The 13930-nt window shown below is 66.0% G+C and carries 17 protein-coding genes; all 17 read left to right on the top strand.

Annotated features, from left to right (window positions below; all coding sequences use genetic code 11):
- Positions 1-194: 194 nt before the first annotated feature.
- Positions 195-542, top strand: a complete 348-nt coding sequence (locus tag BKY26_RS18485; protein ID WP_071691854.1) for a hypothetical protein — start codon at positions 195-197, stop codon at positions 540-542.
- Positions 457-1815 carry a DNA-packaging protein gene (locus BKY26_RS18490; protein WP_193600212.1) on the top strand — a complete coding sequence of 453 codons (1359 nt, stop codon included), beginning with the start codon at positions 457-459 and terminating at the stop codon, positions 1813-1815. Before BKY26_RS18485 ends, BKY26_RS18490 begins: the two co-directional genes overlap by 86 nt.
- A gap of 95 nt (positions 1816-1910) precedes the next feature.
- A complete protein-coding gene (locus BKY26_RS18495) occupies positions 1911-3083 on the top strand; it encodes a phage portal protein (RefSeq protein ID WP_071691856.1) in 1173 nt (390 codons plus the stop codon).
- The gene (locus BKY26_RS18500) at positions 3080-3328 is read left to right on the top strand and encodes a GTA head formation protein, RCAP_rcc01685 family (protein WP_071691857.1); all 249 of its coding nucleotides are present in this window, start codon (positions 3080-3082) and stop codon (positions 3326-3328) included. The genes BKY26_RS18495 and BKY26_RS18500 overlap by 4 nt, the downstream gene beginning before the upstream one ends.
- Positions 3329-3337: 9 nt before the next feature.
- Complete coding sequence (locus tag BKY26_RS18505) at positions 3338-3901, top strand: HK97 family phage prohead protease (protein ID WP_071691858.1); 564 nt, start codon at positions 3338-3340, stop codon at positions 3899-3901.
- Positions 3902-3936: 35 nt separating this feature from the next.
- Positions 3937-5139, top strand: coding sequence for a phage major capsid protein (locus BKY26_RS18510; RefSeq protein WP_071691859.1), 1203 nt, complete (start codon positions 3937-3939; stop codon positions 5137-5139).
- Between the two features lie 155 nt (positions 5140-5294).
- Positions 5295-5879: a head-tail connector protein gene (locus tag BKY26_RS18515; RefSeq protein ID WP_071691860.1), complete on the top strand. Its 585-nt coding sequence runs from the start codon at positions 5295-5297 to the stop codon at positions 5877-5879.
- Positions 5876-6205, top strand: a complete 330-nt coding sequence (locus tag BKY26_RS18520) for a head-tail adaptor protein (protein ID WP_071691861.1) — start codon at positions 5876-5878, stop codon at positions 6203-6205. The genes BKY26_RS18515 and BKY26_RS18520 overlap by 4 nt, the downstream gene beginning before the upstream one ends.
- The gene (locus BKY26_RS18525; protein WP_071691862.1) at positions 6202-6612 is read left to right on the top strand and encodes a DUF3168 domain-containing protein; all 411 of its coding nucleotides are present in this window, start codon (positions 6202-6204) and stop codon (positions 6610-6612) included. The genes BKY26_RS18520 and BKY26_RS18525 overlap by 4 nt, the downstream gene beginning before the upstream one ends.
- A gap of 50 nt (positions 6613-6662) precedes the next feature.
- Positions 6663-7079 carry a phage major tail protein, TP901-1 family gene (locus tag BKY26_RS18530; RefSeq protein ID WP_071691863.1) on the top strand — a complete coding sequence of 139 codons (417 nt, stop codon included), beginning with the start codon at positions 6663-6665 and terminating at the stop codon, positions 7077-7079.
- Positions 7080-7081: 2 nt separating this feature from the next.
- A complete protein-coding gene (locus tag BKY26_RS18535; RefSeq protein WP_071691864.1) occupies positions 7082-7396 on the top strand; it encodes a gene transfer agent family protein in 315 nt (104 codons plus the stop codon).
- Entirely contained in the window at positions 7393-7605 is a 213-nt protein-coding gene (locus BKY26_RS18540; protein ID WP_071691865.1) for a rcc01693 family protein, read from the top strand. Before BKY26_RS18535 ends, BKY26_RS18540 begins: the two co-directional genes overlap by 4 nt.
- Entirely contained in the window at positions 7598-8254 is a 657-nt protein-coding gene (locus tag BKY26_RS18545) for a phage tail tape measure protein (protein ID WP_071691866.1), read from the top strand. The genes BKY26_RS18540 and BKY26_RS18545 overlap by 8 nt, the downstream gene beginning before the upstream one ends.
- 13 nt (positions 8255-8267) lie before the next feature.
- The gene (locus tag BKY26_RS18550; protein WP_071691867.1) at positions 8268-8900 is read left to right on the top strand and encodes a DUF2460 domain-containing protein; all 633 of its coding nucleotides are present in this window, start codon (positions 8268-8270) and stop codon (positions 8898-8900) included.
- Positions 8897-9784, top strand: coding sequence for a DUF2163 domain-containing protein (locus BKY26_RS18555; RefSeq protein WP_071691868.1), 888 nt, complete (start codon positions 8897-8899; stop codon positions 9782-9784). Before BKY26_RS18550 ends, BKY26_RS18555 begins: the two co-directional genes overlap by 4 nt.
- Positions 9781-10212, top strand: a complete 432-nt coding sequence (locus BKY26_RS18560) for an NlpC/P60 family protein (RefSeq protein ID WP_071691869.1) — start codon at positions 9781-9783, stop codon at positions 10210-10212. The genes BKY26_RS18555 and BKY26_RS18560 overlap by 4 nt, the downstream gene beginning before the upstream one ends.
- 5 nt (positions 10213-10217) lie before the next feature.
- Positions 10218-13930 (top strand): baseplate multidomain protein megatron (locus tag BKY26_RS20740; protein ID WP_071691870.1); only part of this gene is annotated, 3713 nt, incomplete at its 3' end.

The raw sequence follows: 13930 nt of genomic DNA on the forward strand, positions 1-13930 counted from the left end.
GTTAACTGTTTGTTGCCGTGAGGCTGGCGTGTTAACCCTTTGAAAGTAATAAAGTTATTGACTTACCGAACGGTCCCGTGTACACCTTGTGACATGCTGGAAGAACTGGGCAAGCGGCCCCGTGGGTGACCTCGGAGGTCGCTTTTTCATTTCTGCTCGTGCGGGTTCATTTTTGAAAGCACGGGGATTTTCTAATGACCGATCAATTGAACGAAGATCAAACGCCGTTTCAGGAGATGCTGGACGGCGCGCTGGAGGCGTTCGAGACCGCGCGGGAGGTTTTGAGGGACACGCTCAAGCGCTTGAAGGCCGAGGAACCGGTCGAGTCCACGGAGGTGCCGAAGCATATCCGGGAAATGAACAACGCGCTCATCCTGGCGATGGGCCTGGAAGGAAAGGCACGCGATGCGACAGGACAGCGGATGGGAGAGATCGGGGCAGGGCAGCTCGACCTCGATGCGGCCCGGGCTGAGATCGGGCTCCGCCTCGCTTGCCTGCGTGCCGCAGGAGGCGGTGGAACGGTTCCTGGCGGGGCTGAGTGACAATGCGCTGGCGGCGCTGCCCTGGCTTTTCGAGTTCTGGGCATTGCCGCATCAGCTGCCGCCCGATGGGCTGTGGCGGGCCTGGGTGGTGCTGGGCGGGCGCGGCGCGGGCAAGACGCGGGCCGGGTCCGAATGGGTGCGGTCAATGGTCGAGGGGGCGACGCCGCTTGCCCCCGGTCGTGCCCGGCGCGTGGCGCTGGTGGGGGAGACCTATGACCAGGCGCTGGCGGTGATGGTGAAGGGGGAGAGCGGGCTTTTGGCCTGCTCCCCCCCGGACCGGCGGCCACGCTGGGTGGCGGGCGAACGGATGTTGGTCTGGCCCAACGGGGCGGAGGCGCGGCTTTATTCCGCGCATGACCCGGAGGCGTTGCGGGGGCCGCAGTTTGATGCGGCCTGGGCCGATGAGCTGGCGAAGTGGCCCAAGGCGGAGGAGACCTGGGACATGCTGCAGTTCGGGCTTCGTCTTGGGGACCATCCGCAGGTTTGTGTGACGACGACGCCGCGCAATGTGGGGGTTCTGAAGGATCTGCTGGCGCGAGACAGCACGGGTGTGACCCACGCGCCTACCGAGGCGAACCGGGCGTTCTTGGCGGATTCGTTTCTGGAGGAGGTGCGGGCGCGCTACGGCGATACGCGGCTTGGCCGACAGGAGCTGGATGGCGAGCTGATCGAGGAGGCCGAGGGCGCGCTGTGGACGCAAGCGATGCTGGATGGCGCACGGGCGGATGCGGTGCCCGACGGCGCGCGGATCACGGTGGCGGTGGACCCGCCGGTGACGGGGCATTCCGGGTCTGATGCCTGCGGGATCGTGGTTGTGGGGGTCGTTCAGGAGGGTCCGCCGCGGGACTGGCACGCCGTTGTCATCGAAGATTGTTCGGTGCACGGGGTGTCGGCCTCTGGCTGGGCCGAGGCGGCGGTTGCGGCCTATCACCGGCATGGGGCCGACCGTATGGTGGCCGAGGTCAATCAGGGCGGCGACCTGGTGCTGGATGCCGTGCGGATGGTCGATCCGCTGATCAATGTGCAGTCGGTCCATGCGTCGCGTGGCAAGGTCGCGCGGGCGGAGCCGGTGGCAGCGCTCTATGAACAGGGGCGGGTCGCGCATCTGGGCGGGCTGGCAGATCTGGAGGACCAGATGTGCCGCATGACCATCACCGGCTACGAAGGCCGGGGCAGCCCCGACCGGGTGGACGCGCTGGTTTGGGCGCTGACCGACGGGATGATCCTGCCCGCGCGCGGGGCGTTGGCCAAGCCGGGCATCCGGCAGATCTGAATTTGTGACGCAAGGGGCGTTCATCCGCCCTATTCGGAGCGTTTTCGCGGGCTTCGCGGGGGCGCTCTTTTGACATGGACCAAGGAGACAAGCGGATGGTGTTGGATTTCTTGCGGAGAACGCAGCCGGAGGTGCCGGAGGCCAAGGCCTCGGCCACGGGGCGGGTGGTGGCCTGGGCGGGCGCGGGGCGTGTGGCCTGGAGCCCGCGCGATACGGTGTCGCTGATGAAAACGGGGTTTTCCGGCAATCCGGTGGGGTTTCGGTCGGTCAAGCTGATCGCGGAGGCGGCGGCGGCGCTGCCGGTGATCTGCCAGGACGTGGAACGGCGCTATGAGGTGCATCCGCTGATGGCGCTGCTGTCGCGGCCCAACGGGGCGCAGGGGCGGGGCGAGTTCCTGGAGGCGCTCTTTGCGCAGCTGCTGCTGTCGGGCAATGGCTATGTGGAGGCGGTAAGCCCCGATGGTGGCATGCCGGGGGAGTTGCATGTGCTGCGATCGGATCGGATGAGCCTTGTGCCGGGGGCCGATGGCTGGCCGGTGGCCTATGAGTATGCGGTGGGGACCAGGAAACACCGGTTCCATGTGCAGGGGGCGAGCCCGATCTGCCATGTGCGGCTGTTCCATCCGCAGGATGATCACTATGGGTTGTCGCCCATGCAGGCGGCGGCGAACGCGGTGGATGTGCACAACAGCGCCTCGCGCTGGTCTAAGGCGCTGCTGGACAATGCGGCGCGGCCCTCTGGCGCGATTGTGTACCGTGGAGCGGACGGCGCGGGCACGATGACCGCCGAGCAGTTCGAGCGGTTGCAGGCGGAGATGGAAAGCCACCATCAGGGCGCGCGAAATGCCGGGCGGCCGATGCTGCTGGAAGGGGGGCTGGACTGGAAGCCGATGGGGTTCAGCCCGTCCGATATGGAATTCCAGAAGACCAAGGACGCTGCCGCGCGGGATATTGCGCTGGCCTTCGGGGTGCCCCCGATGCTGTTGGGCATCCCCGGCGACGCGACCTACGCCAATTATGCCGAAGCGAACCGGGCGTTCTATCGCCTGACGGTGCTGCCGCTGGCCTCCAAGGTGCTGGCGTCGCTGGCGCATTGGCTGACGGGTTATTCCGGCGAGGTGGTGGAACTGCGGCCCGATCTCGACCAGGTGCCGGCGCTGGCCACGGAACGCGACGCGCAGTGGCGCAGGGTGGCGGAGGCGGAGTTCCTGACGGCGGCCGAGAAGCGCGCCATGCTGGGGCTGCCGCGGCTGGCGGAGGATGAATGAGCGACCGGGGGACGGCGGGCGGGTCGCGCTTTCTCTATGCCCCCTTCGACGCGGCCAATGCCCGGATCGAGGCCAATGAGCGTGTGGCCGAAGAACGCTGGCAGGCGCTGGAATACCGGCTGAACGCGATTGAGACGGCGCTGGAACGGGTCGAGAGACGCCTGTGGCTGGCGGTTTTCGGCGTGGTCAGCGTGGTGCTGGCACAGGCGATCAATGAGATCATTCAGATGAGCTCTGGTGGATAGGAGATTGGAATGTATGAACTTTCCTCAAGTGGCTTGGAGACCAAGTTCTGCCGCTTCGACGAGGCGCTGACGGTAAGCGACGGCCATGTGATCGAGGGCTATGCGAGCCTGTTCGGGGCCTGCGACCAGGGTGGCGACGTGGTGCAGAAAGGGGCCTATGCGCGCAGCCTGAAGGGGCTGTCGGACCAGGGCCGCCGGGTCAAGATGCTGTGGCAACACGACCCTGCACAGCCCATTGGCGTCTGGGACGAGATGCGCGAGGACGGCAAGGGCCTTTGGGTCAAGGGCCGCATCCTCGACGCGGTGGAAAAGGGGCGCGAGGCGGCGGCGCTGATCGGAGCGGGCGCGATTGACGGGCTGTCCATCGGCTACCGCACGTTGCGCGCGACCAAGGATGACAGGGGCCAGCGGCTTCTGAACGAGGTGGAGCTTTGGGAGGTGTCGCTGGTGACCTTCCCGATGCTGCCGCAGGCGCGGGTGGGCGCCCACAAGGCCGAGGAGGCCAAGGGCGACTTCCTGCATGAACTGGCGACGGTGTTCCAGGACGCCCGCCGCAAACTGGCGGCGCGTTAAGGCCCCGCATTTCTCTCAATAATCAGGACGATGTGATGACCGAGACCGAGACCAAGTCTTCGGGCGGCTCCGCTGTGCGCAATGCACCGGATGCCACCACCGAAGTGAAATCAGCGCTGGCGGGGTTTCTGAACGAATTCAGCCAGTTCCAGGACGACATGACCACGAAGCTTCAAAAACAGGAAGAGCGTATTTCCATGCTGAACACCAAGACCATGACCCATCTGCGCCCCGCGCTTTCCGCCACCACCGAAGACGGTGCCCCGCACAAGAAGGCCATCGGGGCCTACCTGCGCACCGGCGATGATGACGGGTTGCGCGGGCTGGAGCTGGAGGGCAAGGCGCTCAACACCGCCGTCAATGCCGAGGGTGGCTATCTGGTCGATCCGCAGACCGCCGAGATGATCCAGGGTGTGTTGCGGGGCGCCTCTTCGCTGCGGGCGGTGGCCAATGTGGTGAATGTCGAGGCGACTTCGTTCGACGTGCTGGTTGACCACACCGATGTGGGCGCGGGTTGGGCCACGGAAACCGCATCCACGACCGAAACCGACACGCCGCAGATCGAGAAGATCTCCATCCCGCTGCACGAGCTGTCGGCGCTGCCCAAGGCGTCTCAGCGGCTGCTGGACGATACCGCCTTCGATATCGAGGGCTGGCTGGCGGGCCGCATCGCCGACAAATTCGCCCGAGCCGAGGCGATGGCCTTCGTCAGCGGGGACGGGGTGGACAAGCCCACGGGCTTCCTGACCCACACGACCGTGGACGATGCAAGCTGGAGCTGGGGCAACCTGGGCTATGTCATCACCGGCACGGCGGGCGATTTCGCGGCGGTGAACCCGGCGGATGCGATTGTCGATCTGGTCTATGCACTCGGGGCCCGCTACCGCGCCAATGCGTCTTTCGTGATGAACTCAAAAACCGCCGGTGCGGTGCGCAAGATGAAGGATGCCGATGGCCGCTTCCTGTGGTCCGACGGGCTGGCTGCGGGCGAACCTGCACGGCTGATGGGCTATCCGGTGCTGATTGCCGAGGACATGCCCGATATCGCCAGCGACGCCATGGCGATTGCCTTCGGCGATTTCGGCGCGGGCTACACCATCGCCGAACGTCCCGACCTGCGCGTGCTGCGTGACCCGTTCAGCGCCAAGCCGCACGTCCTGTTCTACGCCACCAAGCGCGTCGGCGGTGACGTGAGCGACTTTGCCGCGATCAAACTGCTGAAATTCGGCATCGCCTGATCCCTCGTCAGAGGCACGAGACCCGTCCCGGTTCCTCGGGGCGGGCGGCATGGGCGGGCCCTTGCGGCCTCCAGCCCTTTAGTCCTCCGCCCGAGCGGTGCGGGGCCCGGCCATGCCACCCTTAAAGAGGCAGTCCTTTGCGGAGAAAAAACAACATGATGATGGTCGAAATGTCTTCGGTGTCCAGTGCCCTTCTGCCGATAACCGAGCTGACCGATCACCTGCGCCTGTCCTCCGGCTTTGCCGATGACGGCAGCCAGGACGCGCAGCTGGAAAGCTGTCTGCGGGCGGCGCTGGCCGCGATCGAGGCGCGGATTGGCAAGGCCCTGTTCCGGCGCGGGTTCAGCTGGCATCTGAGCCACTGGCAATCGGTCACGGCGCAGGTGCTGCCGGTGGCCCCGGTGGCGACGGTCGATACGGTCAAGCTGGTGTCGCGGGCGGGGGCCGAAACGGTGCTGGACCCGGGCAGCTATAGCTTGCGTGTGGACAGCCATCGCCCGGCCATCGAGGCCGTGAGCAGCCTGCCGAACCCGTCCTCGGGCGGGTCCATCGAGATCGAGTTTACGGCAGGCTATGGGCTAGATTGGCATGGCATTCCTGCGGATCTGCGCCAGGCGGTGCTGTTGCAGGCGGCGGAGCTTTACGAGGCGCAGGGCACCGGCGAAGCGGGCATGGCCTGCGGTGTGGCGGTGCTGATCGAGCCTTATCGGTCGGTCCGCATGCGGGGGCTGAGCGGATGAACGGGCATCCGAAACTGACGCGCCGGTTGCTGTTGGAGGGGCCGGTTCGGGTGGCCGACGGGGCGGGGGGCTTTACCGAAAGCTGGTCGCCGCTCGGCACGATCTGGGCCGAGGTGCTGCCGCGCACGGGGCGCGACGCGGCGGGGCTGTCGCGGATCGGCTACCGGATCACCATCCGGTCAGCCCCGCAAGGCGCGCCGTCGCGGCCCAAGCCCTCGCAGCGGTTCCGGGATGGGGCGCGGATCTTCACCATCGACGCAGTGACCGAGAGCGCCCCTGACGGGCGCTTTCTGACCTGCTTCGCCACCGAGGAGGAGGGCACATGAGCTATGGCATGACGGCGGCGTTGCAAACGGCGGTTTACGGGCGGCTGAGCGGCGATGCGACGCTTGCGGGGATCGTCGGAAGCAACGTGTTCGACGCGCTGCCCGAGGGGCCGCTGCCACCGCTTTACGTGACCATTGGGCCGGAAAAGGTGCGCGACCGGTCCGACGGCAGTTTCGGCGGCGCGCTGCATGATTTCAGCGTGACCGTGACCAGCAGCGCCGCCGGGTATCATCAGGCGAAACAGGCAGCCTCTGCCGTGTCGGACGCGCTCTTGAATGGCGGGCTGAGCCTGGCGCGCGGGCGTGCGGGACGGGTGCAATTCCACCGCGCACAGGCCGGGCGCAGCGGGGCGGACCGGCGGATCGAGATGTGGTTCAGGGCTCGCCTGGACGAGGATGACAGCTGAATACCGCTTCAGCTTTGACGTGCAATATTCTGATTTAACTGGAGAATGACATGGCAGCGCAAAACGGCAAGGACCTTCTGCTGAAGGTCGATCTGGATGGCAACGGGTCGTTCCAGACCATGGCGGGGCTACGCGCCTCGCGGCTGAGCTTCAATGCGGAGACGGTGGATGTGACAAGCCTGGAATCGACCGGCGGCTGGCGGGAATTGCTGGGCGGCGCAGGCGTAAAGACGGCGGCGATCAGCGGATCGGGCATCTTCCGCGACGAGACCACGGATGAACGCGCCCGGCAGATCTTTTTTGACGGGGAAGTGCCCGATTTTCAGGTGATCATTCCCGATTTCGGCACCGTGGAGGGGCCGTTCCAGATCACCTCGATCGAATATGCGGGCACCCATGATGGCGAGGCGACCTATGAGGTCTCGCTCGCCTCAGCCGGTGCGCTGACCTTCACCGCCGCGCTCTGATCATGGCGAACCCCTATGCGGGCGAAGTGGCGCTGGTGCTGGATGGCGAGGGCCATGTGCTGAAGCTGACGCTTGGCGCCTTGGCGGAGCTGGAGAACTGGTTGCAGACCGATAGTCTGCCGGCACTGGTCGAACGGTTTGAGGCCGGCGGCTTCACCGCGCGCGATGTGCTGGCGCTGGTCTGCGCGGGGCTACGGGGGGGCGGTTGGAATGGGGAGCCCGCTGATCTGGCCAAGGCCGAGATCGGTGGCGGGCCGCTGGAAGCCGCGCGGGTGGCGGCGCAGCTTTTGGCGCTGTCTTTCCGGCCGCCCCAATGAGCAGCAACACCCGCCCGTTCGACTGGCCCGGCCTGATGCGGGCCGGGATGCAGGGGCTTGGTCTGACACCGGCCGAATTCTGGGCGCTGACCCCTGCGGAACTGCTGCTGATGCTGGGTGAACCCGGCGGCGCGGCACCGATGGGACGGGCGGGGCTGGAGGCCCTGGCCGCCCGTTTCCCCGACCATAAGGACACATCCGATGGATGAGGAACTGAACGATTTCGACGCGGAACTGTCGGCACTCGAGGCCACTTTGGGTTCGACCAGTCAGATGGTGGCGACGTTTCACACGGAACTTCGGTCGATGCAGGACTCGATGCTCTACACAGGGCGCGAGGTGCAAAGCCTGAGCCGGTCTTTCGGCGGCGGGCTGCGACGCGCGTTTGACGGGGTGATCTTCGATGGGATGCGCCTGTCGGACGCTCTGCGGACCGTGGCGCAAAGCATGGTGGACGCGGCCTATAACACCGCGATCCGGCCCGTGCAGAACGCCCTTGGCGGCGCTTTGGCCAACGGGGTGAATTCGCTGGTGTCAGCGGCGTTGCCGTTTGAGCGGGGTGGTGCGTTTTCCGGTGGCCGCGTGACGCCCTTTGCGCGCGGGGGCGTGGTCAGCGGGGCGACACCCTTTGCCATGCGGGGTGGCATGGGGCTGATGGGCGAGGCGGGGCCGGAGGCCATCATGCCGCTGACGCGCGGCGCGGACGGACGGCTTGGCGTGCAGGCGCAGGGTGGCGGGCGTCCTGTTCATGTGACGATGAATATCACCACGCCCGATGTGCAGGGGTTCCAGCGCTCGAAAAGCCAGATCGCGGCGCAGATGAGCCAGGCTCTCGCCCGTGGGCAACGCAACAGGTAAAGGGGGCAAGAGTATGAATTTCCATGAAATTCGCTTTCCGGCCAATCTGAGTTTCGGCTCGGTCGGCGGGCCGGAGAGGCGAACCGAAGTGGTGCAACTGGCCAACGGGTTCGAGGAGCGCAACACGCCCTGGGCGCATTCGCGCCGTCGCTATGATGCGGGTGTGGGCATGCGGTCGCTTGACGATATCGAGACGCTGATTGCCTTTTTCGAGGCCCGGCGTGGGCAGCTGCACGGGTTCCGCTGGAAGGACTGGGCGGACTACAAAAGCTGCGCACCCTCGAAAGAGCCGGGGTTCCGTGACTGCGTGATCGGGACCGGGGATGGCGAGACGAGGGTGTTCCAGCTGGTGAAGACCTATCGGTCTGGTGACGAGGGCTATGCCCGCCCGATTACCAAGCCGGTGGCCGATACCGTTCGCGCCGGGTTCGATGCCGCTGAACTGGTGCAGGGCGTGCATTTCGAGGTCGATACGGTCAACGGGATAATCACCTTTGCGGACGCGCCCGATCTGGGGGTCGAGGTGAGTGCCGGGTTCGAATTTGACGTGCCTGTTCGGTTTGACACGGACAGCATCCAGACCTCGGTGGCCAGCTTTCAGGCGGGCGACGCCCCCGCGGTGCCGGTGGTGGAGATCCGGGTATGAGCGGGACGGAGCAGTTTGCCGCGCATTTGGCGGGAGGCGTGACCGAGGTGGCCCGCTGCTGGCGGGTGATCCGCCGGGATGGGCAGACCTTCGGGTTCACGGATCATGATTGCGCGCTGGTATTCGACGGGACCACGTTCAAGGCCGATACCGGGCTGTCGGCCTCGGCGCTGAGCCAGTCCACAGGGCTGTCAGTGGACAACACCGAAGCCATTGGTGCGCTGTCCGATGCCTCGATCACCGAGGCCGATATCGAGGCGGGTCGGTTCGACGGGGCCGAAGTGGAGGCCTGGCTGGTCAACTGGCGCGCGCCGGAGAACCGGGTGTTGCAGTTCCGGGGCAGCTTTGGCGAACTGGAACGGCAGGCGGGCGGCTTCCAGGTGGAGCTGCGCGGGTTGTCGGAAGCGATGAACCGACGCATGGGCCGGGTCTATCAGCGTGGCTGTTCGGCGGTGCTGGGGGACAGGGAGTGTCGGTTTGATCTGGCGACGCCGGGATATGCCCATGAGGGCGCGGCGGATCGGGTCTCTGACGGGCGGTTTCTGGAGTTCGACGGGCTGAACAGCTTTGAGCCGCGCTGGTTCGAGCGGGGGCGCTTGCGGGTTTTGTCCGGGGCGGCTGAGGGGCTGGTGGCGGTGATCAAGAACGACCGGTTCTCGGATGGCAACCGTCGGGTGGAGCTGTGGGAGGCTCTGCGGGCGGAGCTTTTACCGGGGGACGTGGTGCGGCTGGAGGCGGGCTGCGACAAGCGGATGGAGACCTGTCGGCTCAAATTCTCCAACCTGCTGAACTTTCAGGGATTTCCTGACATTCCAGGCGATGACTGGGTGATGGCCTATCCGGGGCGCGGGACGGCCAGCATGGACGGGGGCAGCCTGCGATGAGCGAGGTGGTTGCGGCGGCGCGGGGCTGGATCGGCACGCCTTACCTGCACCAGTGTTCTACCCGTGAGGCTGGGTGCGATTGCCTTGGCCTCTTGCGCGGTGTCTGGCGTGAGGTGATCGGGGCGGAGCCGGAAGCGATCCCCGCCTATACTCAGGACTGGTCCGAGCCGCAGGGCGAGGAACGGCTGTGGCGTGCGGCGCTGCGGCATCTGACACCGAAACCGCTGGCCGAGGAGGCCCCGGGCGATGTGCTGCTTTTCCGTATGCGGGAGGGGGCCGTTGCGAAACATCTGGGGTTGCAGGCCCGGACCGGGCCGGAGGCCAGCTTTGTCCATGCCTATAGTGGGCATGGCGTCGTGGAAAGTGCGCTGACGCCGCCGTGGGAACGGCGGATCGTGGCGCGGTTCGCATTCCCCGAAAGGAACTGAACACAATGGCAACCATCCTTCTTTCTGCCGCTGGCGCAGCGCTTGGCGGGCTGAGCTCGGGCACTTTCCTGGGGCTGACCGGCGCCGTGATCGGGCGGGCCGTGGGGGCCACTGTGGGCCGGGTCATCGACCAGCGGTTGCTGGGGGCCGGGTCCGAGGTGATCGAGCAAGGGCGGTTGGACCGGTTCCGGCTGTCGGGTGCCTCGGAAGGGGCATCGGTCGCGCGGCTTTTCGGGCAGATGCGCCTGGGTGGGCAGGTGATCTGGGCCACGCGGTTCAAGGAGCATGTGACGGTAAGTGGCGGCGGCGGCAAAGGCGCACCGCCAACGCCGAGAACCGCAAGTTATTCCTATACGGTAAGCCTTGCCGTGGCGCTCTGCGAGGGTGAGATTTCACGGGTCGGGCGAGTCTGGGCCGATGGCTCGGAACTGGCGCGGACGGATCTGACGATGCGTGTCTATCGCGGCACCGATGATCAGATGCCGGATCCGAAGATGGAGGCGGTGGAAGGCGCGGGGCAGGTGCCTGCCTATCGGGGCATCGCCTATGTGGTGATCGAGGATCTGGACCTTTCCCCCTATGGCAACCGTCTGCCGCAGCTGAGTTTCGAGGTCTTCCGTCCGGCGCGGCCCGAACATCTGGACAGCCCCCCGCAACCCTCGGAAGCCATCCGCGCGGTGGCAATGATGCCGGGCACCGGGGAATATGCGCTGGCGACGACTCCGGTCAGCCTCGCGCAGGGTTTTGGCCGCTCGGAAAGCGCCAATGTGAATACGGCCGCCGGTGTGGCGGATTTCGCGGTGTCGCTGGAGGCGCTAGAGGGCGAACTGCCCAATTGCGGGGCCGTGTCGCTGATTGTCAGCTGGTTTGGGGATGACTTGCGCGCGGGGCAATGCAGCGTCAAGCCGAAGGTGGAACAGCAGCAGGCGGATGGGGCAGAGATGCCCTGGACCGTGGCCGGGCTGACGCGGTCAGGCGCCGAGCTGCTGGCCCAGGTCGAGGGCCGTGCGGTCTATGGGGGCACGCCCACGGATCAGTCGGTGATCGAGGCCATTAAGGCGCTGAACGCGGCAGGGCAGGAGGTGATGTTCTACCCCTTCCTGCTGATGGAGATCCTTGCCGATAGCGGCAAGCCGGATCCCTGGGCCCTGACGGGTGATCAGCCGGCCTTGCCATGGCGCGGACGGATCACGGGGGAGAAGGCTCCCGGCGTGGTGGGCTCCCCTGACGGGACCGTTGCCGCCGAGACCGAGGTTGCGGCGTTCTTTGGCATGGCCAGCGCGTCGGATTTCAGCGTGTTTCCGGGGTCCGTCAGCTATTCTGGCCCGGCGGAATGGAGTTATCGCCGGTTCATCCTGCATAACGCGGCGCTGTGTGCGGCGGCGGGGGGCGTGGAAAGCTTCTGCATCGGGTCCGAGATGCGCAGCCTGACCCAGTTGCGGGGGGCGAGCGGCTTTCCGGCGGTGGACGCGCTGATTGCGCTGGCTGCCGAGGTGCGTGCGTTGCTGCCCGATGCGAAGCTGTCTTACGCGGCGGATTGGTCGGAATACTTCGGCTATCACCCGCAGGACGGGTCTGGGGATGTCTATTTCCATCTCGATCCGCTATGGGCGGATGCCAATATCGACTTCATTGGCATCGACAATTACATGCCGCTGTCCGATTGGCGCGACGGGCGGGACCATGCGGATATCGGCTGGCGGTCGATCTATGAGCTGGACTACCTACGCGCCAATATCGAGGGCGGCGAAGGGTATGACTGGTACTACCCGAGCGAAGAGGCCCGCGCGGCGCAGCTGCGCGCGCCGATCACGGATGGGGCCTTTGGCGAGGATTGGGTGTTTCGCTACAAGGATCTGCGCGGGTGGTGGGAAAACCTGCATGTGCATCGGCGGCGAAGCTTTCGGTTTGATGCCCCGGATGCGGTGAATCCCCAAAGCTGGGAGGTCATCGGCGGATCGGCCACGCTGGAGGTTGGGATCGTGGAAGAGACCTTCGATCACCCGATGCGCATCGCGTCCGCTGGCGCGACCTGGCATAGACTTCGGCGCATCGTCGATCTGAAGGCGGGTCAGGTTTATGACGTGGAACTGGTTTTCACCACGGGCAGTTCAAACAGGTTCCGTTGGTTCGTCTACTCTCAGGACGGGGCCTACCACTATGTTCAGGGCACCATCGGCAACTTGTACTTCGGAAATGGCGTTTTGGATCTCGAACAAACCGAGATCGCGCCCGATACATGGCGACTGCGATTCAGCTTTGTTGTCGCGCAAGATACGCCTGGGGCGCGGCCCTCGGTTGGGCCGTTCTCGGCGACGCCGGGCGATGACGTGATCCTGTGGGGCATGGCGGTGTTGCCGCGCGGGCAGAGTGCAACAGGGTGGATCCCAGGGTCGAAACCCATCCGATTTACCGAGATGGGCTGCGCGGCTGTGGACAAGGGGACGAACCAGCCCAACAAGTTCCTCGATCCGAAATCCTCGGAATCGGGCTTGCCCCATTTCTCGAACGGGCGGCGCGATGACCTGATCCAGATGCAGTATCTGCGCGCGATGACGAGTTATTGGCTGCACCCCGAGCATAACCCCGTGTCCGAGGTCTATGCGGGGCCGATGCTGGATATGGATCACGCCTATGTCTGGGCCTGGGACGCGCGGCCCTGGCCCGCATTTCCCAATGCGCTGGAGGTCTGGTCCGACGGGGAAAATCACTCGCGCGGGCACTGGATTTCGGGCCGGATGGGGGCGGAGCCCTTGGCCGATGTGGTGGCCATGATCTGCGAGGAGGCGGGGATCGGAGAGTATGATGTATCGGACCTCTACGGCTTTGTGCGCGGGGCCATGTCGTCGGACGTTGAAAGCGGGCGGGCGCGGTTGCAGCCCCTGATGCTGGCTTACGGGTTCGAGGCGGTGGAGCGGGACGGTGTTCTGGTCTTCCGGTCCCGCACCGGACTGCCGGATGCTGACGTGTCCGAGGACTGGATGGCCGTCGATGAAGATGGTGCCTCCGCCCCGCTGCGAACCCGTGCGCCGGAGGCAGACAAGGTGGGCCGGGTGCGCCTGACCCATGTGGAAGCCGCGGGCCAGTTCGAGGCGCGGGTGGCCGAGGCGGTGTTCCCCGATGACGGGTCCGACACGATCAGCGAAAGCGAGCTGCCGCTGGTGCTGACCGGGGCCGAGGGGCGCGGCATCACCGAACGCTGGCTGGCCGAGGCACGGGTGGCGCGCGATACGATCAGCTTCTCGTTGCCGCCCTCACGGCGGGATTTGGGCGCAGGGTCGGTGTTCGAGCTGTCCGACGGGTCAACCTGGCGGATCGACAAGCTTGACGACGCAGGCGCACGGAAGGTGGAGGCGGTGCGGTCGGAGGCGGAGATCTACGAGCCGTCCGACACGGTCGAAGAGGCGGTGAGCGCGGAGCCTTTCGTGCCGCCCCTGCCGGTGAGCCCGGTTTTCATGGACCTGCCCCTCTTGACCGGGGACGAGGTGGAGCATGCCCCGCATCTGGCGGTCGCGGCCGAGCCTTGGCCGGGGTCGGTGGCGGTCTATAGCTCGCCTTCGGACAGTGGCTACACGCTCAACTCCCTTGTCGATGTGGTCTCGGCGGTTGGCGTTCTGGAAACGCCGCTTTTCCGTGCCACGCCAGGGCTTTGGGACCGTGGCCCGGTGATGCGGGTCAGGATGAGCACCGGCAGCCTCAGCTCCGCCAGTATGGCGGG

This window comes from Nioella sediminis (assembly GCF_001879695.1).
Lineage (GTDB): Bacteria > Pseudomonadota > Alphaproteobacteria > Rhodobacterales > Rhodobacteraceae > Nioella > Nioella sediminis.

What these genes read in the sequence shown, in the direction of transcription:
- BKY26_RS18510 (WP_071691859.1), top strand. Translation starts at nt 3,937, where the DNA reads ATGACCGAGACCGAGACCAAGTCTTCGGGCGGCTCCGCTGTGCGCAAT.
- BKY26_RS18530 (WP_071691863.1), top strand. Translation starts at nt 6,663, where the DNA reads ATGGCAGCGCAAAACGGCAAGGACCTTCTGCTGAAGGTCGATCTGGAT.
- BKY26_RS18500 (WP_071691857.1), top strand. Translation starts at nt 3,080, where the DNA reads ATGAGCGACCGGGGGACGGCGGGCGGGTCGCGCTTTCTCTATGCCCCC.
- BKY26_RS18540 (WP_071691865.1), top strand. Translation starts at nt 7,393, where the DNA reads ATGAGCAGCAACACCCGCCCGTTCGACTGGCCCGGCCTGATGCGGGCC.
- BKY26_RS18525 (WP_071691862.1), top strand. Translation starts at nt 6,202, where the DNA reads ATGAGCTATGGCATGACGGCGGCGTTGCAAACGGCGGTTTACGGGCGG.
- BKY26_RS18555 (WP_071691868.1), top strand. Translation starts at nt 8,897, where the DNA reads ATGAGCGGGACGGAGCAGTTTGCCGCGCATTTGGCGGGAGGCGTGACC.
- BKY26_RS18550 (WP_071691867.1), top strand. Translation starts at nt 8,268, where the DNA reads ATGAATTTCCATGAAATTCGCTTTCCGGCCAATCTGAGTTTCGGCTCG.
- BKY26_RS18490 (WP_193600212.1), top strand. Translation starts at nt 457, where the DNA reads ATGCGGCCCGGGCTGAGATCGGGCTCCGCCTCGCTTGCCTGCGTGCCG.
- BKY26_RS18515 (WP_071691860.1), top strand. Translation starts at nt 5,295, where the DNA reads ATGATGATGGTCGAAATGTCTTCGGTGTCCAGTGCCCTTCTGCCGATA.
- BKY26_RS18485 (WP_071691854.1), top strand. Translation starts at nt 195, where the DNA reads ATGACCGATCAATTGAACGAAGATCAAACGCCGTTTCAGGAGATGCTG.
- BKY26_RS18560 (WP_071691869.1), top strand. Translation starts at nt 9,781, where the DNA reads ATGAGCGAGGTGGTTGCGGCGGCGCGGGGCTGGATCGGCACGCCTTAC.
- BKY26_RS18495 (WP_071691856.1), top strand. Translation starts at nt 1,911, where the DNA reads ATGGTGTTGGATTTCTTGCGGAGAACGCAGCCGGAGGTGCCGGAGGCC.
- BKY26_RS18535 (WP_071691864.1), top strand. Translation starts at nt 7,082, where the DNA reads ATGGCGAACCCCTATGCGGGCGAAGTGGCGCTGGTGCTGGATGGCGAG.
- BKY26_RS18545 (WP_071691866.1), top strand. Translation starts at nt 7,598, where the DNA reads ATGGATGAGGAACTGAACGATTTCGACGCGGAACTGTCGGCACTCGAG.
- BKY26_RS18520 (WP_071691861.1), top strand. Translation starts at nt 5,876, where the DNA reads ATGAACGGGCATCCGAAACTGACGCGCCGGTTGCTGTTGGAGGGGCCG.
- BKY26_RS18505 (WP_071691858.1), top strand. Translation starts at nt 3,338, where the DNA reads ATGTATGAACTTTCCTCAAGTGGCTTGGAGACCAAGTTCTGCCGCTTC.